The 23008-nt window shown below is 69.1% G+C and carries 20 protein-coding genes; 17 read left to right on the plus strand and 3 right to left on the minus strand.

The window, feature by feature from the left end:
• Window positions 1-141 precede the first annotated feature (141 nt).
• Window positions 142-2550, plus strand: a complete 2409-nt coding sequence (locus DFQ59_RS03835) for a DUF1631 domain-containing protein (RefSeq protein WP_281268229.1) — start codon at window positions 142-144, stop codon at window positions 2548-2550.
• Window positions 2551-2834: 284 nt separating this feature from the next.
• Here the strand turns inward: DFQ59_RS03835 and DFQ59_RS03840 are convergent, their stop codons facing one another.
• The gene (locus DFQ59_RS03840; protein ID WP_114278309.1) at window positions 2835-4817 is read right to left on the minus strand and encodes a monovalent cation:proton antiporter family protein; all 1983 of its coding nucleotides are present in this window, start codon (window positions 4815-4817) and stop codon (window positions 2835-2837) included.
• A 317-nt stretch (window positions 4818-5134) separates the two neighbouring features.
• A complete protein-coding gene (locus tag DFQ59_RS03845) occupies window positions 5135-6331 on the minus strand; it encodes an SUMF1/EgtB/PvdO family nonheme iron enzyme (protein ID WP_114278310.1) in 1197 nt (398 codons plus the stop codon).
• A gap of 220 nt (window positions 6332-6551) precedes the next feature.
• Between DFQ59_RS03845 and DFQ59_RS19735 the strand changes: the two genes are divergently transcribed.
• The 10 genes from DFQ59_RS19735 (at window position 6552) to DFQ59_RS03895 (ending at window position 16741) form a co-directional block, all read left to right on the plus strand.
• Window positions 6552-6902 (plus strand): thioredoxin family protein, encoded by a 351-nt coding sequence (locus tag DFQ59_RS19735; RefSeq protein ID WP_170142020.1) that lies wholly within the window; start codon window positions 6552-6554, stop codon window positions 6900-6902.
• Window positions 6902-7504, plus strand: a complete 603-nt coding sequence (gene ampD, locus DFQ59_RS03855) for a 1,6-anhydro-N-acetylmuramyl-L-alanine amidase AmpD (protein WP_211314769.1) — start codon at window positions 6902-6904, stop codon at window positions 7502-7504. The genes DFQ59_RS19735 and ampD overlap by 1 nt, the downstream gene beginning before the upstream one ends.
• 6 nt (window positions 7505-7510) lie before the next feature.
• Complete coding sequence (locus DFQ59_RS03860) at window positions 7511-8131, plus strand: histidine phosphatase family protein (RefSeq protein ID WP_114278312.1); 621 nt, start codon at window positions 7511-7513, stop codon at window positions 8129-8131.
• A complete protein-coding gene (locus tag DFQ59_RS19740) occupies window positions 8128-8457 on the plus strand; it encodes a thioredoxin family protein (RefSeq protein ID WP_170142021.1) in 330 nt (109 codons plus the stop codon). Before DFQ59_RS03860 ends, DFQ59_RS19740 begins: the two co-directional genes overlap by 4 nt.
• A gap of 338 nt (window positions 8458-8795) precedes the next feature.
• Window positions 8796-11471 (plus strand): pyruvate dehydrogenase (acetyl-transferring), homodimeric type, encoded by a 2676-nt coding sequence (aceE, locus tag DFQ59_RS03870; protein WP_114278313.1) that lies wholly within the window; start codon window positions 8796-8798, stop codon window positions 11469-11471.
• 75 nt (window positions 11472-11546) lie between these two features.
• Entirely contained in the window at window positions 11547-12899 is a 1353-nt protein-coding gene (aceF, locus tag DFQ59_RS03875) for a dihydrolipoyllysine-residue acetyltransferase (RefSeq protein ID WP_245937171.1), read from the plus strand.
• A 210-nt stretch (window positions 12900-13109) separates the two neighbouring features.
• Entirely contained in the window at window positions 13110-13487 is a 378-nt protein-coding gene (locus DFQ59_RS03880; protein WP_114278315.1) for a four helix bundle protein, read from the plus strand.
• 87 nt (window positions 13488-13574) lie between these two features.
• On the plus strand, window positions 13575-15320 hold the full coding sequence (gene lpdA / locus DFQ59_RS03885) for a dihydrolipoyl dehydrogenase (RefSeq protein WP_114278316.1): 1746 nt from the start codon (window positions 13575-13577) through the stop codon (window positions 15318-15320).
• A gap of 239 nt (window positions 15321-15559) precedes the next feature.
• Entirely contained in the window at window positions 15560-16138 is a 579-nt protein-coding gene (locus DFQ59_RS03890; protein ID WP_170142022.1) for a YajG family lipoprotein, read from the plus strand.
• A 201-nt stretch (window positions 16139-16339) separates the two neighbouring features.
• Window positions 16340-16741 carry a hypothetical protein gene (locus tag DFQ59_RS03895; RefSeq protein ID WP_147275161.1) on the plus strand — a complete coding sequence of 134 codons (402 nt, stop codon included), beginning with the start codon at window positions 16340-16342 and terminating at the stop codon, window positions 16739-16741.
• Between the two features lie 3 nt (window positions 16742-16744).
• On the opposite strand, the gene DFQ59_RS03900 is transcribed toward DFQ59_RS03895, so the two are convergent.
• Window positions 16745-17320, minus strand: coding sequence for a cob(I)yrinic acid a,c-diamide adenosyltransferase (locus DFQ59_RS03900; RefSeq protein WP_114278319.1), 576 nt, complete (start codon window positions 17318-17320; stop codon window positions 16745-16747).
• A 496-nt stretch (window positions 17321-17816) separates the two neighbouring features.
• Between DFQ59_RS03900 and cobU the strand changes: the two genes are divergently transcribed.
• From cobU to cobD, 6 genes are all read left to right on the plus strand, one after another.
• The gene (gene cobU, locus DFQ59_RS03905) at window positions 17817-18341 is read left to right on the plus strand and encodes a bifunctional adenosylcobinamide kinase/adenosylcobinamide-phosphate guanylyltransferase (protein ID WP_114278320.1); all 525 of its coding nucleotides are present in this window, start codon (window positions 17817-17819) and stop codon (window positions 18339-18341) included.
• Between the two features lie 144 nt (window positions 18342-18485).
• Window positions 18486-19535, plus strand: coding sequence for a nicotinate-nucleotide--dimethylbenzimidazole phosphoribosyltransferase (cobT, locus tag DFQ59_RS03910; RefSeq protein WP_114278321.1), 1050 nt, complete (start codon window positions 18486-18488; stop codon window positions 19533-19535).
• A gap of 2 nt (window positions 19536-19537) precedes the next feature.
• Entirely contained in the window at window positions 19538-20140 is a 603-nt protein-coding gene (locus DFQ59_RS03915; RefSeq protein ID WP_114278322.1) for a histidine phosphatase family protein, read from the plus strand.
• Entirely contained in the window at window positions 20140-20871 is a 732-nt protein-coding gene (locus DFQ59_RS03920) for an adenosylcobinamide-GDP ribazoletransferase (protein WP_114278323.1), read from the plus strand. The genes DFQ59_RS03915 and DFQ59_RS03920 overlap by 1 nt, the downstream gene beginning before the upstream one ends.
• Window positions 20872-20882: 11 nt before the next feature.
• Window positions 20883-21812 carry an adenosylcobinamide-phosphate synthase CbiB gene (gene cbiB, locus DFQ59_RS03925; protein WP_211314787.1) on the plus strand — a complete coding sequence of 310 codons (930 nt, stop codon included), beginning with the start codon at window positions 20883-20885 and terminating at the stop codon, window positions 21810-21812.
• Complete coding sequence (gene cobD / locus DFQ59_RS03930; protein WP_114278324.1) at window positions 21805-22782, plus strand: threonine-phosphate decarboxylase CobD; 978 nt, start codon at window positions 21805-21807, stop codon at window positions 22780-22782. Before cbiB ends, cobD begins: the two co-directional genes overlap by 8 nt.
• Window positions 22783-23008: the final 226 nt, after the last annotated feature.

The following is a 23008-nucleotide window of genomic DNA, read 5'->3' on the forward strand; positions in this document are numbered from 1 at the left end:
TGAACGGATTCACAGGCAGGGCGGTTTTCGGTGTTTCCCCGGCGGCCGTTGTGATGGCAGTCACGACGCATGCAGGGCGCAGCGCCTATATTTGCCACAGTAGCGTGTGGCATCCATATCCAATTGCCCAGTGTCGTCTGTATGGCCGGTGACAAGATAGTTCCCATTCCGGGCCGGAACGCTCCCAACCAGGCGCGCGGCTCCACGCGCCTCACGGACATGCTGGTGCGCATGCAGAGCCGCTCTGCCGAGCACCTGACCCGGTTGCTGGAGCGGTTTCTCAACACCTCCGACGACTCCCTCTTTGCCCTGGCCGACAAGTCCGAGGAGACAGCGGCCCGGGATCTCTACTTCAACGCCATGCGCGAGGTCCGCATCAAGCGCCAGGGGATGCGCAATATCTTCCTCCAGGAGTGGGACCGCAGCTATCGCCGCTTCCTCACCAATCCCTATGCCCTGGCCGGGGAGCGTAGCCCGGAGGGGGCGTTCAACGTCGATTCCATGAAGCTCATGGACAACGACGAGCTCGAGGAGGACCTGGCCATCAAGACCATGGAGGGCAAGGCGGAGCAGCACTATGTCCTGCCCCTCACCCACCTGGGTGTCCGCCTCGGCTGGCTGGCCGGCGATACCAAGCTGGCCGAGGTTCCCACGCCCTTCAGCCCCACGATCGTCTGCAACGCCTTCCGGGCCTGCGCGCGGGGGCTGGAACTGGACATCCGCTCGCGCCTGGTGGTCTACAAGCTGTTCGAGCACGGCCTGATGGAGGGGTTGGGTGAGCTCTACCAGGAGTTGAACCATCTCCTCGTGGATGCCGGAGTGCTGCCGGAGCTCAAGACCACCTACCGCGCCAGGAGCCGTCCCGGTGACGAGGCGGGGGGCGCGCGCACCGGCGCGGCGGCCGAGGCGCCGGGCCGGGAGCCGGCCGGACGGGAAGCCCCCGCGGCGGGGCAGCGGCCGGGCGCCGACCCGGGTGTCGGCCTTTCGGGCAGCGAGGTGTTCGATCTCCTGCGCCGGGTGGAGAGCCGCATCGGCTCCCTGCCCGGCGGGCCCGGCGGCGGTGGCCTGGCCGTTTCCGAGCAGCCCCGGTTCGGTACCGGTGAGGTGATGCAGGCCCTCTCGGGCATCCAGCAGCGAGTCAAGGGCGGGGAGACCTACAGCCTCTCGGACGTGCGTGCCCTGCTCAACAGTCAGCTGCAGTCCCTGGCGCCCGGCGGGCAGACCAGCATCGGGCGCAGCGAGAGCGAGGCCATCGACGTCATCGGGATGCTGTTCGACTTCATCCTCGACGATCCCAACCTGACGCCGGTGGTGAAGGTTCTGCTCAGCCGCCTGCAGATCCCGATGATCAAGGTGGCCGTGGTGGACCGCAGCTTCTTCAGCAAGCGGCTGCATCCGGCCCGGCGACTGTTGAATGCCCTGGCCCAGGCGGGGATGGGGCTGGGCGAGGAGGGCGCCCCGGGTCACGACCAGCTGCTCGGCAAGATCGAGGAGGTGGTCAACCGCGTCCTGCTGGAGTTCGTCGATGACGTGGCCATCTTCGCCGGGCTGCTCGAGGACTTCGAGAGCTTCCAGCGCCAGGAGCGCCGGCGCTCGGAGATCATCGAGCAGCGGACCCGGCAGGCCGAGCAGGGCCGGGCCCGGGCGACGTCCGCCCGCCGTCGCGTGGACGAGGAGATTGGCGCCCGCCTGCGGGGGAAGCGGGTGCCGGAGGTGATCCGGGAGTTGCTCCAGGACGCCTGGTCACGGGTGCTGTTCATCACCTACCTGCAGGAGGGTCCCGAGAGCGACGCCTGGCGCCGCGGCCTGGAAACCGCCGACCTGCTGTTCTGGACCCTCGAGCCCAAGGGGGGGTACGAACAGCGCAAGGAGCTCATCGCCACCATTCCGAAGCTGCTGCAGGCCCTGCGGGTGGGGCTCACGAGCATCTCCTATGACCCGGTCGCCATGCGCCGCCTGTTCAAGGGGCTCGAGGAGTGCCACATCGGGGCGCTCCGGGTGAGCCGGGGCGAGCCGGCCGCCCCGTCCGCCGAGGATCGGAGCCAGGCTTTCGGGGTGGTGACGCCCGGCGGCATCGAGGTCCAGGAGTGGGAGGAGCAGTTCTTCGAGCCTGCCTCCACTCAGCCACCCGAGGTGAGCAGTCCGGAACCGCAGGCGCCCGCCGCACCCGCCTTCGACGAACAGGGAGAGGCGACAGTCGAGGCCATCGTGGTGGAGGAGCCGGGGGCCGATCAGCGCTCCGCGATCTTCGCCCCGGAGCCGGCCGAGTACCGGGAGCGGGTGGCGAAACTCGCCGTGGGCGGCTGGGTGGAGTTCCGGGGGCCGGGCGCTGGCGTGCTGCGGGCCAAGCTTTCCGCCCGAATCCGGGACGATGGGGGCGAACGGCTCCTGTTCGTCAATCGCAGCGGGGTCAAGGTGGCCGAAAAGGACATCGAGGAACTGGCGCGGGCGCTGCGCCAGGGGCAGCTGGTGTTGCTGGACGACCGGCTGCTGTTCGATCGCGCCCTGGAGGCGGTCATCACCAGCCTGCAGGATCTCAACCGCTCGTGACGGGTTTTCTGTTCACCACGAAGGCACGAAGGGCACGAAGAAAGACGAACAACAGTAACCGCAGATTTGCGTGGATTGGCACAAATTGGCTGTTCCACTTGGCAGTCTCGGAGTCGAACCACACCCAGAGAGTCTCGATGTCGGCGCCAAGTGAGGAGATGCGATCGCAATCAACTATGACCGTGGGAAACAGGACAGAAAAATCAGCGTTAATCCACGTAAATCTGCGGTCAACTGCCTTTGCTTCTTATCTTTCTTCGTGCCCTTCGTGGTGAATAGCTTCGCTACCCGCCGGTCAGGAGCCGGTGTTCCGCCTGCTCCAGCGCCTCCGGGGTGCCGTAGAGCACCAGCACGTCGCCTTCCTGCAGCCGCGTGTGGGGCTCGGGCTGGGGGCCGCGGATGTCGCCCCGGCGCACCGCGGTGACGGTGACGCCGCTGCGTTCGAGCTCCAGTTCCTCCAGACTCCGGTCCACCGCGTGGGCGGCGGCGGGCAGGCTCACGGCGTGGAGCCGCTCGCGCGCACCATCCTCGTCCGCCAGCGGGACGGGCTCCAGCCCGGGAAAGAAGCCCCGTAGCGACTGGTACTGGGCCTGCCGCACCGCCTGGGTCTGGCGCAGGATTCGCGTGACCGGCACCCCGAGCAGCACCAGCAGGTGTCCGGCCAGCAGCAGGCTCGATTCCAGCGTTTCCGGGAACACCTCCGTGGCGCCCATGGCCCGCAGCTGATCCAGCTCGGAGGCGTCGCGGGTGCGGACCAGCACCGGCAGCCCGGGCCGCAGCTGCCGTACCTGCTCCAGAATCTTCATCGCCGAGGCGGTGTCGGCATAGCTCACCACCAGTGCGCCCGCCCGCATCAATCCGGCGGAGAGGAGCATCTCCCGGCGGGTGGAGTCGCCGTAATGGACCCGCTCGCCGGCGTCCCGGGCCTCCCGCACGCGCAGGGGATCCAGATCCAGGGCCACGTATTCGCGCCCCTCCTGCTCGAGGAAACGGGCCAGTGCCTGTCCCATGCGGCCGTAGCCGCAGATGATGACCTGCTCCTGGAGCGCCTGGGTGCTCTCGCGCACCTGATCCTCCATGCGGCTGAAGCCACGACCGTAACTCAGGGCGCAGAACCGCTGTGCGATCACCAGGCTCGACCGGATCAGCACCGGAGCCAGCCCCATGCTGAGCACGATGGCCATCAGCAGGGGCTGGCTCTCGGCGGGCTGGTAAAGTCCATAGGCCAGGGCCAGAGAGATGATGACGAAACTGAACTCGCCGCCCTGGGCCAGGGTCACCCCGGTGCGCAGGGCCACGCCGGTCTCGGTGCCGGCGAGGCGTGCCAGGCCCATGATCAGTCCGGTCTTGAATACCAGGATGACGGCCAGCAGCAACAGCATCCAGGGCCAGACCGCGGGCAGCGCGGATAGATCGAAGAGCATGCCCACGGTGACGAAGAACAGGCCCATCAGCACGTCCTGGAAGGGCCGGATGTCCGCCTCCACCTGGTGGCGGAACTCCGTCTCGGCAATCATCATCCCGGCGATGAAGGCGCCGAGCGCCAGCGACATCCCGGCGGCATGGGTAAGCCAGGCCGCGCCCAGGGTCACCAGCAGCACGGTGAGCATGAACAGCTCGGCGGAACGTGCCGCCGCCACCTCCCGGAACAGGGGGCGCAGGGCCCAGCGCCCCACCGCCAGGAGCAGCGCGAAGACCAGCAGCCCCTTGGCCAGGGTCAGGGTCAGCAGGGCCAGGAGGTCGCCCCCGCCCCCGCTGCCCAGCGCCGGGATAAGGATCAGGAACGGCACCACGGCCAGGTCCTGGAACAGCAGCACGGCGATGGACTGGCGGCCGTGGCGGGAATGGATCTCGGTCTGTTCCGCCAGCTGCTTGGTGACGATGGCGGTGGAGGACATGGCCAGTGCGCCGCCGGTCACGAAGGCCGCCTCCGGGGAGCGTCCCAGCAGCCAGGCGGCCACCCCCACCAGCAGGGTGGTGATGAGCACCTGGCTGCCGCCGAGCCCGAGGACGGTGCGGCGCATGGCCAGCAGGTGCGGCAGGGAGAACTCCAGGCCGATGGTGAACATCAGGAACACCACCCCGAACTCGGCCAGCAGGCGGGTGTCCTCGGTATCCGGGATCCAGCCGAATCCGTGCGGACCCACGGCCATGCCCACCGCCAGGTAGGCGAGGATCGGGGGCAGGTGCAGGCGGCGGAACAGGGCCACCACCAGCACCGCGCTGGCCAGCAGCACCAGCACTTCCAGGAGGATGCCGTAGGTCATGAGTCTGATTATGCCTCACCATGAAGGCACGAACATTCACCACGAAGGCACGAAGGGCACGAAGAACAGGCAACAGGAAGAGTTATCCGCAGATTACGCAGATGACGCAGATTTCCTTCATGCGGTCTAAAGCGCAGTACTCATTGTTCGGGAGGGGTGCTGCTTGAAGGACCGGGAAAAACCCCGGTCTTGGCTTCCGGTACCGAACCCGCAATCAGAACAAACAAATCTGCGTAATCTGCGTAATCTGCGGATAAACAGTCTTTGTCTCTGTTCGTGCCTTCGTGGTGGGATCCCTTCTGTAGACCGCAGTGGGTCTACTCCGAAGGCGCGAGCACCAGGCGCAGGCCGCTGAAGCCGTGGCGCTGCTGCGGCGCGGCGGGGTGGCGGAAGCTGGCCCGGCGCACGGCGGGCTGGGCATGGAGCGTCGCGCCCCGCAGCACCCCGGGTTCGCCCTCGAACAGGCGGGGCGAGGGGCTGCCTTCCGGGAACGGGCTGAAGCCGGCGTAGGGCTGCAGCGTGTTGGCGCACCACTCCCGCACCTGCCAGGGGTCGTCCAGGCTGCCCAGGCGGCAGGCCGCCTCCCACTGGTACTCGTGGGGCAGGCGGGCGCCGGCGAGTTCCGGCACGGCGTGGCCGGCCCAGGCCGCGAAGGCCTCGGCCTCGTGCCGGCATACCCCCTGGACCGGAGCCTCGGGGGCGAGCGCATAGGCGCCGTTGAGCCCGATGCCGAACCACTCGCCCCGGCCGTTGCGGCGCCAGCTGTCCGGCTGCTCCACACCGCTGCCCCGCAGCCACGCCAGGCCGGCCTCGCTCCACCAGCGGGGCTCGGCGTAGCCGTCCTCCTCCATGAACGCCAGGTACTCGGCGTTGGTGACCGGGCGGACGGCGATGCGGTAGGCGGTCAGCTCCACCGCCTGGGGCGGCAGCTCGAGGTCGAGGGCGCGGGGATTGTCGGTGCCGCCCACCCGATAGTGGCCCCGGGGAATCTCATGGGTGGCGGTCGCCGGGCGGGCCGGGCGCAGCGGCTCCGCCACCGGGAACTCGGTCGCCGGCTGTCGCAGCGCCCGCTGGGTCAGCACCATGAGCATCTCCTCGTAGATGAGGGCCAGGTGCTGCACGAGATAGTGGACCAGGTACTCCCGCTCCAGCAGGGGATGGTCCGGCAGCAGCCCGGGATTGGCCAGCCGCATCAGGGTGTCGTCGAACCAGGCCTGCGCCCAGACGAGCAGGTCGTCGCGCCCCGGCAGCTCGCTGCCGCGCCGGGCGACGGGCAGGGGGGCGGGGCCGTAAAGGGGTTCGAGCGGGCCCACCACGCCCTGCTCGCCCAGCACGCGATCGCGCAGCCAGTAGGCCTCCAGCCAGGCCGCGCGGCCCAGGTACCAGCCGAGGGGCGCGAGATCGGGGTGGAACTGCTCCCGGCAGTCCGGGTCGCTGACTCCCTCCACGAGGAGCGATATCAGGTTCTGGAGCTGGCTCAGCTGGCCGAGCGTGCTGGCGGAAATGGCGGGCATGGGATGAATGCTTCCTGGACTGATACGCTGTGCCTGGGGGTGTCGCGCAAAGCCTGTGGTACGGGCGGACCGGGAGCCTGCCGGGACCGGGTGGAACGGCGTCGCGGGGCGGTTCGCTTCCGGTCCATGGGACGGCCGCGGCGGCCGGTACGATGCTTTGCGTTTTCACAACAAACCGGGCAATGGTAGCCTATACGCCCCGCGATGGCACATGCCTTCCATGCCCGATACCGACTTCACAGTCCTCGACGAATTCAACTTCTATTCCACGCTGGCGGATGCCAGCGGGGCGAGCCTGGTGCTGTTCACCACCCCGGAGTGCGGCGCCTGCCGTGTCTATCGGCGCGCCCTGCACGAAACCCGGGCGCAGGGCGCCGGGTTCAGGGTGTTCGTGGTGGACGCCGGGAACAGCCTGGCGCTGACCCGTGAATACGAGGTATTCCACCTGCCGGCCCTGTTCCTGTTCCGCGACGGCCACTTCCATGCCCGCGTCGATGCCGCCCCCGTCCCCCGGGAGTTGTGCCGGGCCGTGGACGAACGGCTCGGGCACCCGGCCGAGGAGGCGCCCTGATGGAGCTGAGCGTCGACCCGGAAACCGGGCTGCTGGCCGCCGCCGGGTACCTTCCCTCGCCCAATTGCGACGCGCGCCCGCCCGATTCGAGCATCGACCTGGTGGTGGTGCACGGCATCAGTCTGCCGCCGGGGGAGTTCGGCGGCGGACATATCGCCGCGCTGTTCACCAACCGGCTCGACCCGGGGGCGCATCCCTACTTCGCGGAGATCGCCCACCTGCGCGTCTCGGCCCACCTGCTCATCCGCCGTGACGGCGAGCTGCTGCAGTTCGTGCCCTTTCACCAGCGGGCCTGGCATGCCGGCGTTTCCAGTTTCGAGGGGCGCAGCGCCTGCAACGACTTCTCCGTGGGGATCGAGCTGGAGGGCGTCGATGATCTCCCCTACGAGCCGGTGCAACTGGAACGGCTCGCCGCGGTCATCCGGGCGTTGAGCCGTGCCTATCCGGCGATCCGCCTCGATCGCGTGGTGGGGCACAGCGATGTGGCGCCCGGACGCAAGACCGATCCGGGGCCGGCCTTCGACTGGCGCCGGCTGCATGCCCTGCTGGAACCGCACCGGCCGGTCCTGGCCCGGGCGACGGACACCAACCCGACGGAATAAGGATTGATGACCACGACCATCGATTTCATCCGCCACGGCGAGCCCGTGGGCGGCAGCCGCTATCGCGGTGGCGGCGTGGACGACCCGCTGAGTGAGAATGGCTGGGCCCAGATGCGGGCGGCGGTCGGCAACCACCGCCCCTGGCAGGCCATCTACACCTCGCCGCTGGTTCGCTGCCGGGCCTTTGCCGAGGAACTTGCCGCCCGCCATGGCGTGCCGCTGCGGGTGGATGAGCGCCTGCGCGAGATCGGTTACGGTGAGTGGGAAGGCCGTTCCCATGCCGAGGTGCAGGCCGAGGATCCCGGGCTGCGCAAGCGCCTGTGGCTCGACCCGGTGGTGTTCATGCCCCCGGGCGCCGAGTCGCTCGAGTCCGCCCGGGCGCGGATGACGGGAACCTGGGAGGATATCCTCGACCAGCATCCCGGACAGCATGTGCTGGTGGTGGCCCATGCCGGGGTCATCCGCATGCTGCTCAGCCAGATGCTGGGGATGCCCCTGGAGCGGCTGTTCAGCTTCTCCGTCTCCTACGCGGCCCTCAGCCGGGTGGCCGTGGACGCCATCGACGGCGCGCGCCTGCAGCGCCTGCTGTTCCATGGCGCCAGCCGGCTGCCGGAATCCGCCCCGTGAAGCCGGTGATCCCCACTTCGGCGACGGCTCCCGCGGATCGCCCCGCCGCGGCGATCTGGTTCAGTGCGCCCGGCTGCGGTGTCTGCAGTGTCCTTCGGCCACGGGTCAAGTCGCTGTTCGAGCAGGAGTTTCCGCAGATCCTGTGGCAGGATGTGGATACTGCGGCGCAGCCGGAGGTAGCGGCACAACACCAGGTTTTCACCATTCCCACACTGCTGGTGTTCCTCGACGGGCGCGAATTTCTGCGCCGGGCGCGCAACTTCAGTCCGGCCGAGGTGCGGGACGCCCTCGCCCGACCCTACGGTCTGTTGTTTGGTGATGCGTGAGTGCGTCAGTGCGTGATGCGTGATGTGAGGCACCCGGCCGGGCGGGGCATCGTGCTCCGGCCTCCCGGCGTGCAGCCAGGATAGCCCTTGTCCCTGGTCTCTTGTCCCGCTATATCCTTATATTCTATTGCGCCGCAAAATGAGTTCCGGCGGACGGTTCGATACAATGGGAATCAAGTCATTAAGATTTCTTATTCGTACATAAGAACACTTGTTGTTTTGGTTTGCCGGTCCAACCAGCCGGTTCCGGGCCCATGCGCACCGATTCAGACCCCGTCCCCGGCACGGCCGGAGGAAGCGGGGCGTTCTGGTGCGGTTCTGATTGAGGATGAGTGCGTATGTCCGTAGTAGCGAACGATATCGACCCCGTCGAAACCTCGGAATGGGTTGAGGCGATGGAGGCCGTCCTTGAGCGCGAGGGGCCCGAGCGCGCCCACTACCTTCTTGAGCGCCTGGTGGACAAGGCGCGCCGCTCCGGGGCCTATCTGCCCTATACGGCCAATACCGCCTACCTGAACACCATTCCGGCCGCCCTGGAAGAGCACATTCCGGGGGATCCGGAGATGGAGCGGCGCATCCGCGCCATCATCCGCTGGAACGCCATGGCCATGGTGGTGCGCGCCAATCGCGAAAGCTCCGAGCTCGGGGGGCACATCGCCACCCACGCCTCGGCGGCCACCCTCTACGATGTGGGCTACAACTACTTCTTCCACGGGCCGGAGGCGGAGCAGGGCGCCGACCTGGTCTACATCCAGGGCCATGCATCGCCCGGGGTCTACGCCCGCGCCTTCCTCGAGGGGCGCATCAGCGAGGCGCAGCTGGATCGTTTCCGCCAGGAGGTGGAGCCGGGCGGTCTTTCCTCCTATCCCCACCCCTGGCTGATGCGGGATTTCTGGCAGTTCCCCACCGTGTCCATGGGGCTCGGTCCGCTGCAGGCCATCTACCAGGCCCGGTTCATGAAATACCTGCACAATCGCGGCCTGGCGGACACCAGCCAGCGCAAGGTATGGGCCTTCATGGGCGACGGCGAGATGGATGAGCCGGAGTCCCTGGGGGCCATCTCGCTGGCCGCCCGCGAGAAGCTCGACAACCTGGTGTTCGTGATCAACTGCAACCTGCAGCGGCTCGACGGCCCGGTGCGCGGCAACGGCAAGATCATCCAGGAGCTGGAGGCGGGCTTCCGCGGCGCCGGCTGGAATGTCATCAAGGTGATCTGGGGCCGCTACTGGGATCCGCTCATCGCCCGCGACACCCAGGGCATGCTGCTCCGGCGGATGGAAGAGGCGCTCGACGGCGACTACCAGAAGTACAAGAACCGCGGCGGCGCCTACACCCGCGAGAATTTCTTCGGCAAGTACCCCGAGCTCAAGGAGATGGTGGCCAACATGTCCGACCAGGACATCTGGCGCCTGAACCGCGGTGGCCACGATCCGCACAAGGTCTATGCCGCCTACGCCGCGGCGGTGAAGCACAACGGCCAGCCCACGGTGATCCTCGCCAAGACGGTCAAGGGCTACGGCATGGGCGCGGCGGGCGAGGCGGCCAACGTCACCCACTCCCAGAAGAAGATGGATTTCGCGGCGCTGAAGCAGTTCCGCGATCGCTTCAACATCCCCGTACCCGACGACCAGCTGGAGCAGGTGCCCTACTACTACCCGGGCGAGGACAGCCCCGAGATCCGCTACCTGCGGGATCGCCGGGAGCGGCTCGGCGGCTCCCTGCCGGTGCGCCTCAACCAGGCCCCGTCCCTCGAGACTCCCCCGCTGAAGGCGTTCCAGAGCCAGCTCGACGGCTCCGGCGAGCGGGAGATCTCCACCACCATGGCCTTCGTGCGCATCCTCACCCAGCTGTCCCGGGACAAGGGCATCGGCAAGAACCTGGTGCCCATCGTGCCCGACGAGGCGCGCACCTTCGGCATGGAGGGGCTGTTCCGCCAGCTCGGCATTTACTCCCACTCCGGCCAGCTCTACGAGCCGGAGGACAAGGACCAGCTGATGTGGTACCGGGAGGACAAGGCCGGACAGATCCTCGAGGAGGGCATCACCGAGGACGGCGCCATGGCCTCGTGGATGGCCGCCGCCACCGCCTACAGCAGCTACGGGATCAACATGGTCCCCTTCTACATCTTCTACTCCATGTTCGGGTTCCAGCGCGTCGGCGACCTGGCCTGGGCGGCGGGTGACATGCAGGCGCGCGGCTTCCTCATCGGCGGCACCGCCGGGCGCACCACCCTGGCGGGCGAGGGCCTGCAGCACCAGGACGGCCACAGCTTCCTGCAGGCGGCCACCATTCCCAACTGCGTGGCCTACGATCCCTGCTACGCCTACGAACTGGCGGTGATCATCCAGGACGGACTGCGGCGCATGTTCCGCGAGCAGGAGAACGTCTTCTACTACATCACCACCATGAACGAGAACTACGCCCAGCCGGCCATGCCGCAGGGCGTGGAGGAGGGCATCCTCAAGGGCATGTACCGGCTCCACGAGGCGCCTGCGCCGAAGGGACGCAAGAAGGCACCGCCGCGGGTGCAGCTGCTGGGTGCCGGCACCATCCTGCGCGAGGTGGAGGCGGCCGCCGAGCTGCTGGCCGCGGACTTCGGGGTGAGCGCCGACGTGTGGAGTGTCACCAGCTTCAACGAACTGCGCCGTGAAGGGCTGGACGTGGACCGCTGGAACCTGCTGCACCCCGGCGAAGCCCCGCGCACCTGCCACGTGACGCAGGCGCTCGGCGAGCGTCCCGGCCCGGTGGTGGCCGCCACCGACTACATCAAGGCCTACGCCGACCAGATCCGCGCCTGGGTCCCGGGCCGCTATGTCGTGCTCGGCACCGACGGCTTCGGCCGTTCCGATACCCGTGCCCATCTGCGCCGTTTCTTCGAGGTGGATCGCCACTACGTGGTGGTGGCGGCACTGCACGCCCTCGCGGGCGAGGGAACGATTCCCCCGGCGAAGGTGAAAGAGGCCATGGAGCGCTACGGCATCGACCCGGAGAAGCCCAATCCGGTCACCGTCTGACGGCCCCGGCTTCCGGTCACAGGCAATCGGCAGCGGGGCCGGCGGCGGCCGGCCCCACGCAGTGGAGGAATACCCTTGGGAACCCAGAAAGACGTCTTGATTCCCGACATCGGCGACTTCGCCGATGTGGATGTGATTGAAGTGGTGGTGGCCCCCGGCGACCGGGTGGATGTCGACGATCCGCTCCTCACCCTGGAGAGCGACAAGGCCTCCATGGACATCCCGGCGCCCTTCGCCGGCGTGGTGAAGGAGGTGAAGGTCAAGGTGGGCGACAAGGTCTCCGAGGGGGATGTCGCGTTCGTCATCGAGGCCGAGACGGCAGGAGCACAGGTACCCGCCGTGGAGTCGGCGCAGGCGGCTGTCCCGGCTCCTGAGCCGAAGGCCGTGCCCGCCCCGGAGACCCGTGCCGCGCCTCCGCCTGCCCAGGCGGCAGCGGAATCCATGGCGGAGACGCCGGCATCGCCCTGGCAGCCGCCGCCCGTGCCCGCCTATCCCGCCATGAGCGAGGTGGCCACGGGGCAGGTTCACGCCAGCCCCTCGGTGCGTCGCTTCGCCCGTGAGCTGGGGGCGGATCTCGCCAAGGTGACCGGAACCGGGCCCAAGGGGCGCATCCTCAAGGAGGACGTCCAGGGTTTCGTCAAGTACGAGCTTTCCCGGCCCAAGGCCACCCCCGCCGGCGGCTCCGGGTTCAGCCTGCCGGAGATGCCGGAGGTGGATTTCAGCCGCTTCGGCGAAATCGAGACCCAGCCTCTTTCGCGCATCAGGAAGATCTCCGGTGCGAACCTGCAGCGCAACTGGATCACCGTTCCCCACGTGACCCAGCACGACGAGGCCGACATCACCGACATGGAGGCCTTCCGCAAGGCTCAGGGCGAGATCGCGGCCAGGGAGGGTGTGCGCCTGACCCCGCTGGTGTTCCTGATGAAGGCCTGCGTGGCGGCGCTGAAGGCCTACCCGGACGTGAACAGTTCGCTCGCGCCCGACGGCGAGAACCTGATCCTGAAAAAGTACTTCCATATCGGCGTGGCGGTGGACACCCCCAACGGCCTGGTGGTGCCGGTGATCCGGGACGTGGACCGGAAGGGGCTCATGGCGCTGGCCCGCGAGCTCGGCGACGTGAGTGCCAAGGCGCGCGAGGGCAAGCTCGGCCCGGCGGACATGCAGGGCGGCTGCTTCACCATCTCGAGCCTCGGCGGCATCGGGGGAACCCAGTTCACCCCCATCGTCAACGCCCCCGAAGTGGCCATCCTCGGCGTCTCCCGCGCCGAGATGAAGCCGATCTACGACGGCCAGGGCGGATTCGTGCCGCGGCTGATGCTCCCCCTGTCGCTCTCCTATGACCACCGGGTCATCGACGGCGCCGCCGCCGCCCGCTTCACCACCTACCTGCGCCGCTTGCTGGGGGACATCAGGACGTTGTTGCTGTGATGGGTGAATGCGTGAGTGCGTGATGGGTGATGGGTGATGGGTGATGGGTGATGGGTGATGGGTGATGGGTGATGGGTGATGAGTGATGGGTGATGAGTGATGAGTGATGGGTGATGGGTGATGGGTGATGGGTGATGAGTGATGGGTGATGAGTGATGGGTGATGAGTGATGAGTGATGAGTGATGAGTGATGAGTGATGGGGTGCTCTCATGGATGAGACGAGCAACGCATATGGACACAAACGACTTCTGGTGTGGAAGCAATCCATGGAGCTGGTGGTGGCAACCTATGCTGCGACACGCGCCTTTCCGGCAGTTGAGCGTCATGGATTGGCCTCACAGATGCAGCGTGCGGCAGTATCCATTCCGAGCAATATCGCAGAAGGATCTGCCAGGGGATCAAAGCGCGATTCGTTGAGGTTTTATGTCTTTGCCAGGGGAAGCATCGCCGAGCTTGACACCCAGTTCGAGATTGCCAGGAGGCTTGGGTACCTTGACGAAGTAAGGTTTCGCGAGCTGACCTTGAGGCTGGATCGGATTAGTCGCCTGCTGAACGGCTTGAGGAATGCCCATTCGGCGGGTTCTTGAGAGCCCATCACCCATCACCCATAACGCATCACAGCGATTTGAGTTTCCACGGCATTCACGCCAACCCAATGACAGGAACAAAGCCGAATGAGCAAGACAGTCGAAATCCGCGTTCCCGACATCGGCAATTTCGAGAACGTGGATGTGATCGAGGTGCTGGTGGCGCCGGGGGACGCGGTCGAGGCCGAGACCTCGCTCATCACCCTGGAGAGTGACAAGGCCACCATGGATGTCCCGTCGCCGCAGGCCGGCGTGGTGCGGGAGCTGCATGTGGCGGTGGGCGACAAGGTCTCCACGGGCAGCCTCGTCCTGCTGCTGGAGACTGCGGCCAGTGGCGCGGCGGTTGCCCAAGCGCCCGCGGCGGCCCCCGAAAAGGCCCCGGCCGCCGCTCCCTCGCCGCAGGCGGCAACCACCGCCGAGGGGGACCTCCATGCCGAGGTGGTGGTGCTGGGTGCCGGCCCCGGCGGCTACACGGCCGCGTTCCGGGCCGCGGACCTGGGCCTGAAGACCGTGCTGGTGGAGCGCCACGCCCGCCTGGGCGGGGTGTGCCTCAACGTGGGCTGCATTCCCTCCAAGGCGCTGCTGCACGCGGCGAAGGTCATCGACGAGGCCGCCGAGATGGCGGAGCACGGCATCCGCTTCGGCGCGCCCGAGGTGGACCTGGACGCCCTGCGCGGCTGGAAGGAGAGCGTGGTGGACCGCCTCACCAAGGGTCTCGGCGGCCTGGCGAAGCAGCGCAAGGTGACGGTGGTGCAGGGGCGGGCCCGCTTCGCCGCCCCCAACCAGCTGCTGGTGGAGACCGCGGAGGGAGCCCGCCGGATCCTGTTCGACAAGGCCATCATCGCCGCCGGTTCGCGCCCGGTCCGGCTGCCGTTCCTGCCCGAGGATCCGCGCATCATCGACTCCACCGGGGCGCTGGCCCTGGCGGATGTGCCGGGGCGCATGCTGGTCATCGGCGGCGGCATCATCGGCCTGGAGATGGCGACCGTCTATCACGCCCTGGGCGCGGCGGTCTCGGTGGTGGAGCTGCAGGACAGCCTCATTCCGGGCTGCGACAAGGACCTGGTGACCCCGCTCACCCGGCGGGTGAAGAAGCGCTACGAGAACATCTGGCTGCAGACGAAGGTGACCGCCGTGGAGGCGCGCGAGGACGGCCTGCACGTGACCTTCGAGGGCGCCCAGGCGCCGGCGGAGCCGCAGCGCTTCGATCGTATCCTGGTGGCGGTGGGGCGCACCCCCAACGGCCGTGACATCGGCGCCGAGGCCGCCGGCGTGGCGGTGGACGAGCGCGGCTTCATCCCCGTGGACGCGCAGATGCGCACCAACGTGGCGCACATCCATGCCATCGGCGACATCGTCGGCAATCCCATGCTGGCCCACAAGGCGAGCCACGAGGGCAAGATTGCCGCCGAGGTATGCGCCGGCCTGAAGAGCCGTTTCGATGCCCAGGTGATCCCCTCGGTGGCCTACACCGACCCGGAAGTGGCCTGGGTGGGCGTCACCGAGACCGAGGCGAAGGCCGAGGGGCGCAAGGTGGGCAAGGGCGCCTTCCCCTGGGCCGCCAGCGGCCGCTCCCTGAGCCTGGGGCGCGACGAGGGCCTGACCAAGCTCATCTTCGACGAGGAGACCCACCGGGTCATCGGCATGGGCGTGGTGGGCCCCAATGCCGGCGAGCTCATCAGTGAGGGGGCGCTGGCCATCGAGATGGGGGCCGATGCCGCCGACATCGGGCTGACCATCCATCCCCACCCGACCCTGTCCGAGAGCGTCATGATGGCCGCCGAGGCCTTCGAGGGCACCCTCACCGACCTCTACCTGCCGAAGAAGAAGTGATTGTTGATAGACAGGATTTACAGGATTGACGGGATAGAGACCAAACGCCGTTTATCCGCAGATTACGCAGATTACGCAGATTGAATCCGGAGCCGGGCCGTGTCGGGCAAGACGTGGCCATCCGATGTCTCACGGTATGAGCGCAATCGATGGCCGAAACGTCTTCAAACATCCTGTAAATCCTGTAAATCCTGTTAATCCTGTCTATTCCAGAATTTCATTCCCTGAAGGAGATGCCCGTGAGGAGAGTGCTGGCGGTTGCGTTGATGGCGCTGGGTCTGGCGGGGTGCGGAACGGTGCCCGAGCGGATGAACGTGGAGCCGCAGCCGGAGCTTTCGAGCGCGGAGATCGGGCGGGAGCAGCCGGTGGCGGTGACCGTGGTGGATCGGCGCGGCGAGACCCCGCTCGGCAGCTACGAGAGCGTCTACGGCAAGCGGGTCCGGATCGATCTCGAGAACGATCTCACCAGCTCGATCCGCGACCAGGTGGGCGAGGGGATCGCGGCGCTCGGCTTCATCCCCATGCATGGCGCCGGAGAGGAACTGCCCCGGGGGCTCACCGTGGAGATCCTGCACCTGGAGTACCAGGCCGCCCGCGGCTACGTCTCCGGGGAGATGACGGTGTGGGCCGAGCTGCGCGGCATCGCCCGCAACGGCGGGGAGACCTACCGGGTCCGCTACCGGATGCGGCAGCACAAGGAGGGACTGTTCAACCCCGGTTCGCCCGAGAGCCTGCGCCTCATCAACACTACCCTGACCACCGTGCTGGAAGAACTGCTCAAGGACCCGAAGCTGATCGCCGTGCTGGCGGCGGAGTGAATGCGTGCGTGTGGCAACTGGTAACCGGCAACTGGCGACTGACCACCGGCACCCGGCACCGTTTTGAGCCGGATCAAGGTGTTTGTGCGGCCGGCGGGGCAAACTACGCCATTGGTGTCCATCCGCAGGAGAGTCATTCCGATGCAGCGAATCAGCCTTCTGGTGTCCTTGTTCACGTCTCTTCTCATCGGCGGGAATGCCGTGGCCTCCACATCCGTGGACCAGGCCGAGCAGCTGTTCGAGCGCTATACGGCGCTGGAACAGGCCTATGATCCGGCCATCCTGGAGCTCTACGCCGATGATGCCATGGTGACCCGGGTCCAGCTGCTGCCCGACGGGACGCGCAAGGTGAATCAGCTGGAGGGACGCTGGTACAAGGACCTGGTGCGGCAGATGCTGCCCCGCGCGAAGGTCGAACCGGACACCATCAGCTACAGCCAGATGAGCTTCACCGGGCTGGAGGATGGCCGGGTGGAGGTGCGCGGCATGCGCCACTCGGCCCGCCAGGATCGCTATCAGCCCATCCAGATGGTCGTGGGTCCGACGGCCACCGGCGAGTGGCGGATTCTCGAGGAGCGGGTGGTGGTGGTCCGCGAGGAGTGAGTCTCAGCCGTCGCTGCTTTGCCCGGCGTCCCGGCGCCGGTTCTTCTTCCACAGGACGTCGGGTACGCCCGCCGCGGCGTTGAGCGCCCGGGACAGCACGAACAGCAGGTCCGAGAGGCGGTTGAGATAGGCGATCGCCTCCGGGTTGATGCCGGCCTCCGGCGCCAGCCCCGCCACCAGGCGCTCGGCGCGGCGGCAGACGGTGCGGGCCAGGTGGCAGGTGGCGGCGGCCGCGGTGCCGCCGGGCAGGATGAACTCCGCGAGCGGCGGCAGTTCGGCATTGAAGCGATCCAGCACCTGCTCCAGCCAGCCGACGTAGCGCGCGTCGATGGCCACGAACCCGGGCACGCTCAGCTCTCCCCCCAGATCGAACAGATCGTGCTGGATGTCGGTCAGGCAGTCGCGGACCGCCTCGGGCACTTCGCCCGCGAGCAGCACGCCGATGACGCTGTTGAGCTCGTCCACCGTGCCGTACGCTTCCACGCGCGGGTCATCCTTGCGTACCCGGCTGCCGTCGCCGAGGCCGGTGGTGCCCTTGTCGCCGGTGCGGGTGTAGATCTTGGATAGCCGGTAGCCCATGGGACACGCTCCTCCGGGTTGATGTGCCGCGGAGAGGGACTATCGCCCAGCGCTGCGCCGGGGGCAAGCCCAGCCTGTTTTTTTCACCACGAAGGCACGGAGGACACGGAGAAAAACAGATAAACCGCAGATTGACGTTGATTGGCGTTGATTTCTCAGGTGTTGAACGAGAACCAGTGTACTGCTTCACTCTTGGAGGAACAGGACGGCAACTGGTATGACACTGTGCCTGCCACATGGTGTGGCCTGCTGCCAACGCTGTCCACACCCCGCCGTCCCGGCACCTGCCATGCCCATCTTGTTGTTCCCAAATAAACGTAAATCAACGTCAATCTGCGGTTAATCCCAATCCTTTCGTTTTTCTCCGTGTCCTTCGTGCCTTCGTGGTGAACAGGTCTTTTGGCGCTGAAATGTTCGCCCTCACTGGTACGGAGGGGGTGCGCCGGGCGGCGGGGGATGCGATCATGGGCGACCTCGCAAGCGGTGGAGCAGCAGCGTGAAGGAACTGATCCTGGGTGGGGCCCGCTCGGGCAAGAGCACGCTGGCCGAGCGGCTGGCCCTGGAGAGCGGAATGGAGGTGACCTATCTCGCCACCGCCGCGCCCGCGGACGGGGAGATGGCCGAGCGGATCGCCCGCCACCGGGCCCGCCGGCCCGGTCACTGGACCCTGGTGGAGGAACCGGTGGCCCTTGCCGCCGCGCTGGCCCGGCACGCCGCCGGTGGGCGCTGCCTGCTGGTGGACTGCCTGACCCTGTGGCTGACCAACCTGCTGGCCCTGGAGGACGAGGCGCGGCTGGCCGCTGAGCGCGGGGCCCTGCTGGAGGTCCTGCCCGATCTCCCGGGACGGCTGATCCTGGTGAGCAACGAGGTGGGCCTGGGCATCGTTCCCGTGAACGGTCTGGCACGCCGGTTCCGCGACGAGGCGGGGTGGCTGCACCAGGCCCTGGCGGCACGCTGCGAACGGGTCGTCTTCACCGCCGCCGGCCTGCCGCTGGTGCTGAAGGGACCGCCCCTGGCGTGACGCCCGTGGCGGGCACCGGGGGGGCGCGGACCCGGCCCGACTTCCTGTTCCGTCAGCCGCAATCCCGTTGTGCGCACGGCGCATCCCGCGTTCTGGCAACGGGCAACTGATAACTGGTAACTGATAGCCCGCAAGGAGAATCCGTTGACACCGACCTGGCTGGAAGCCCCCGTACACCCCGTCGATGAAGCCGCAGCCGCCGCCGCGCAGGCCCGGCAGGCCCGGCTGACCAAGCCTCCGGGCTCCCTCGGCGAGCTGGAAGCGGTCGCGGTGCGCCTGGCGGCGCTGCAGGGGCGCGAGCGCCCGGCGGCGGAGCGGGTGCGGATGGTGGTCTTCGCCGCCGATCACGGCGTCGCCGCCTCGGGCGTGTCCGCCTTTCCCCAGGCGGTGACGGTGCAGATGGTGCGCAATTTCGCCGCCGGGGGCGCGGCCATCAGCGTGCTGGCGCGGGCGCTGGGGGCGGAGCTGGAGGTGGTGGACGTGGGCACCCTGGAGCCGCCGGGGGAACTCCCCGGGCTGGTGAGCGCCCGGGTCGGTCCCGGCACCGCCAACTTCCAGCACCAGGACGCCATGACCCCGGCCCAGCTCGGCGCCGCCCTGGAGGCCGGCCGGGCCGCGGTGGAGCGCGCCGCGGTGGCGGACTGCCAGCTGTTCATCGGGGGCGAGATGGGCATTGCCAACACCTCCGCCGCCGCGGCGGTGGCCTGCGCGCTGCTGGCGGAGGATCCTTCCGTCCTGGCCGGCCCCGGCACGGGGCTGGACACGGCGGGGGTGGGTCGGAAAGTGACTGTGCTGAGGGAGGCGCTGGCGCGCCACGGGGATCTCGCCGCCGCCCCCCTGGAGGCGCTGCGCTGCTTCGGCGGATTCGAGCTGGCCGCCCTGGCCGGCGCCTTCCTCGCCTGCGCCCAGCGCGGCATCCCGGTGCTGGTGGACGGCTTCATCGCCGGCGTGGCGGCCCTGGTGGTGCAGCGGCTGCGCCCGGAGACGACGCCCTGGCTGCTGTTCGGCCATGTCTCCGCCGAGCCCGGCCACCGGCGCGTGCTGGAGGCCCTGGGCGGGCGGCCGCTGCTTGACCTGGGCATGCGGCTGGGCGAGGGCACGGGAGCGGCGGTGGCCGTGCCGCTGCTGCGCCTCGCCTGCGCCCTGCACAGCGGCATGGCCACCTTTGCCGAGGCCGGGATCGCGGGGGGGTGACCATGGATCGGCAGGATGCGGAAACCACCCTGGATCTCATCCGCCACGGCGAGCCCGAGGGCGGGACCCGCCTGCGCGGCTGGCGGGACGATCCCCTGAGCGCCCGGGGCTGGGAGCAGATGTGGGGCACGGTGGGAGAAGCGAATTCCTGGGACGTCATCGTCACCTCGCCCCTATCGCGCTGCGCGGCCTTCGCCGCGGCCCTGGGGGAGCGGCACGGGCTGCCGGTGGAGATCGAGCCCCGGCTGCGCGAGGTGGGGTTCGGTGACTGGGAGGGACGCATACCCGGCGAGCTCTATGACGAGGATCCGGACGGGGTGATGGGCTTCTGGACCGATCCCGTCGGTCACCCGGCGCCCGGCGGCGAACCCATCGAGGCCTTTGGTGAGCGGGTACAGGCGGCCTGGTCCGAGCTGCTGGAGCGGCATGGGGAGCGGCACCTGCTGCTGGTGACCCACGGCGGCGTGATCCGGGTTCTGCTGGGCGGGGTGCTGGGTGCGCCGCTCTCCCACCTGTTCCGGCTCGAGGTGCCCTATGCCGGGCTCAGCCGGGTACGGGTCAGCGGCGGCCTGCCGCGGGTGGTGTTCCACGGCGGGCGCCCCTGATGGGACGGCTGCTGCTGGCGCTGCAGTTCCTGACCCGGCTGCCGGTCCGGGCACCCTGGCCGGGGAGCCCCGGCGAGCGGGCCGCCGCCGTGCCCTTCTACCCGCTGGTGGGGCTGTTGCTGGGCCTGCTGCTGGCCGCGCTCCACGGGACGCTCGGCGCCACCGATCCCGGTGTCCAGGCGGCACTCCTGCTGGCCGCCTGGGTGCTTCTCACCGGCGCCCTGCACCTGGACGGCCTGGCCGATACGGTGGACGCCTGGGTGGGCGGTCAGGGCGACCGGGCGCGCACCCTGGCCATCATGAAGGATTCCCGCACCGGTCCCATGGGCGCGACCGCGCTGGGGGTGGTGCTGCTGGCCAAGTTCGCTGCGCTGCAGGCGCTTCTCGGTGCCGGGAGCTGGGGCGCGGTGGTGCTGGCGCCGGTGGCGGGCCGGGCGCTGCTGGTGGCGGTGCTGCTGTGGCTGCCCTATGTGCGGCCCGGCGGGCTCGGCGCGGAGCTCGCCGGGCACCTGCCGCGGGAGACGGCCCGGGTGGCCGTGGGTGTGGCGGCCGCCGCGCTGCTATTGGCGGGGTTCGCCGGGCTGTGGATGCTGGTGGCGGCCACGGCGGTGTTCCTGGGCGCGCGCGCCGCGCTCCTGAGCCGTCTCGGCGGCACCACCGGTGATACGGCCGGGGCCCTGTGCGAAATCGGCGAGGCGGCGGTCCTGCTGGCCGCCGCGATGGCGCTGTGATCCCGGCGCCGCTGGCGGCGGCGGGGGTCTGTGCCGCCGCCGTGCTGCTGGACCGGTTCCTGGGCGAGCCGCGGCGCGGGCACCCGCTGGTGGGGTTCGGGCGCCTGGCGGCGGCCATCGAGCGGCGGTTCAATCCCGCCGACTGCCGCGATTCGCCCCGCGCCCGGACTGCAGGACTGGCGGCGGTTTTCCTGCTGGTGGCGCCCTTCACCCTGCTGGCGGGGCTCGCCGCGCGGGGTGCGGCGGCACCGCTGGTCGAGGCGCTGCTGCTCTACCTCGCCATCGGCGCCCGCAGCCTGGCCGAGCATGCCCGGGCCGTCGCCACGCCGCTGGCCGCCGGCGACCTGCCCGCCGCCCGCGCCCGGGTGGCCTGGCTGGTGAGCCGGGAGACAGAGGGTCTGGAGGAAGGGGAGGTGGCCGCGGCGGCCACGGAGTCGGTGCTGGAGAACGGCGCCGACGCGGTCTTCGCCCCCCTGTTCTGGTACCTGCTGGCCGGCGCCCCGGGGGTGGTGCTGCACCGGCTCGTCAACACCCTGGACGCCATGTGGGGCTACCGCACCGGGCGCTACCGCCGCTTCGGCTGGGCCGCGGCGCGGCTGGACGACGGCCTCGGCTGGCTGCCGGCCCGCGCCACGGCCCTGACCTACACCGTGCTCGGGCATGCCCGCACCGCGCTGGCCTGCTGGCGCTGGCAGGCGCCGGCCTGGGAGAGCCCCAACGCCGGGCCGGTGATGGCCGCCGGGGCCGGTGCGCTGCGGGTGCGCCTCGGCGGTGCGGCCAGTTACCACGGCGAGCGCCGCGTGCGGCCGCGGCTCGGGGCTGGGGAGCCGCCGCGGGCGGCGGACATCGGCCGGGCCCTGGCGCTGGTGCGGCACGGGATATGGCTGTGGCTGGCCGTGATCCTCGCTGTGGCGTTGGCCGGGGGAGCGGCCGGTGCTTGAGCACGGCGGCCGGGTACGGGCCGCGGCACGCCGCCACGGGATTCCGGCGCGGGAGTGGCTCGATCTCTCCACCGGCATCAACCCGTGGGGCTACCCGGTGCCGCCGCCACCGGCGGAGGCGTGGGGCCGGCTGCCGGAGGAGGATGACCTCGAGGCGGTGGCGGCGTCCTGCTACGGCGGCGGCCCGTTGCTGGCGGTGCCCGGCACCCAGGCGGCCATCCAGCTGTTGCCGCGGCTGCGCCAACCCGGGCGGGTGGCGGTGCTGGCACCGGGCTATGCCGAACATGCCCGGGCCTGGGCCGGGGCGGGCCACCGGGTGGAGCCGGTGGCCGTCGGCGGGATCGAGGCGGCGTGCGCGCACGTCGAAGTGGCGGTCCTCTGCCGCCCCAACAACCCGGACGGGTTCCTGGCCGGGCGCGAGGCGCTGCTGGCGTGGGCCGGACGCCTGGCGCACCACGGCGGCTGGCTGGTGGTGGACGAGGCGTTCATGGATCTCCAGCCCGGGGAGAGCCTGATCCCGATGGGACCCCGGCCGGGGCTGGTGGTGCTGCGCTCGCCGGGCAAGTTCTTCGGCCTGGCCGGGGCGCGGCTCGGCTTCGTCCACGCCGAAGCGGAACTGCTGGCCCGGCTCGCCGAGAGCCTGGGGCCCTGGGCGGTGAGCGGCCCGGCCCGCTGGGCCGGGCGCCACGCGCTCGCCGATGCCGCCTGGCAGGAGCGGATGCGGGCCCGCCTGTCCGCCGCCGGTGCGCGGCTGGCGGCCCTGCTCGCGCGCCACGGCCTGGCGCCGGAGGGCGGCACGCCCCTGTTCCAGTGGCTGCGCCATCCCGAGGCCGCGGCCATCGCCGAGGCGCTCGCCCGCCGCGCCATCCTCGTGCGCCACTTCCCCGACCACCACGGCCTGCGCTTCGGCCTGCCCGGCGACGAACCCGGCTGGCAACGCCTCGAAGCGGCCCTGGGTGATGTAACCTGATGAATGGAAGAATATTTTATTATCCGCGGATTACGCAGATTACGCAGATTACGCAGATTACGCAGATTGAGCGAGTATTGCGTGGAGTCCTTTATGGATCTTGCGGCTTCTCCTTTCATGCAGGCCCCGAAAGGCTGGCTTGGGAGCCGCAAACAGAGCACCTGAATAAAAATCTGCGTAATCTGCGTAATCTGCGGACAAAACTTCTTTTCGTCTTTTATCCTGT

This window comes from Thioalbus denitrificans (assembly GCF_003337735.1).
Classification (GTDB): Bacteria; Pseudomonadota; Gammaproteobacteria; order DSM-26407; family DSM-26407; genus Thioalbus; species Thioalbus denitrificans.

Coding starts and splice junctions, on each gene's coding strand:
- DFQ59_RS03880 (WP_114278315.1), top strand. CDS start 13,110: ATGGATGAGACGAGCAACGCATATGGACACAAACGACTTCTGGTGTGG.
- DFQ59_RS03900 (WP_114278319.1), bottom strand. CDS start 17,320: ATGGGCTACCGGCTATCCAAGATCTACACCCGCACCGGCGACAAGGGC.
- aceE (WP_114278313.1), top strand. CDS start 8,796: ATGTCCGTAGTAGCGAACGATATCGACCCCGTCGAAACCTCGGAATGG.
- DFQ59_RS03835 (WP_281268229.1), top strand. CDS start 142: ATGGCCGGTGACAAGATAGTTCCCATTCCGGGCCGGAACGCTCCCAAC.
- lpdA (WP_114278316.1), top strand. CDS start 13,575: ATGAGCAAGACAGTCGAAATCCGCGTTCCCGACATCGGCAATTTCGAG.
- DFQ59_RS19735 (WP_170142020.1), top strand. CDS start 6,552: ATGCCCGATACCGACTTCACAGTCCTCGACGAATTCAACTTCTATTCC.
- ampD (WP_211314769.1), top strand. CDS start 6,902: ATGGAGCTGAGCGTCGACCCGGAAACCGGGCTGCTGGCCGCCGCCGGG.
- DFQ59_RS03860 (WP_114278312.1), top strand. CDS start 7,511: ATGACCACGACCATCGATTTCATCCGCCACGGCGAGCCCGTGGGCGGC.
- DFQ59_RS03920 (WP_114278323.1), top strand. CDS start 20,140: ATGGGACGGCTGCTGCTGGCGCTGCAGTTCCTGACCCGGCTGCCGGTC.
- DFQ59_RS03840 (WP_114278309.1), bottom strand. CDS start 4,817: ATGACCTACGGCATCCTCCTGGAAGTGCTGGTGCTGCTGGCCAGCGCG.
- DFQ59_RS03915 (WP_114278322.1), top strand. CDS start 19,538: ATGGATCGGCAGGATGCGGAAACCACCCTGGATCTCATCCGCCACGGC.
- DFQ59_RS03845 (WP_114278310.1), bottom strand. CDS start 6,331: ATGCCCGCCATTTCCGCCAGCACGCTCGGCCAGCTGAGCCAGCTCCAG.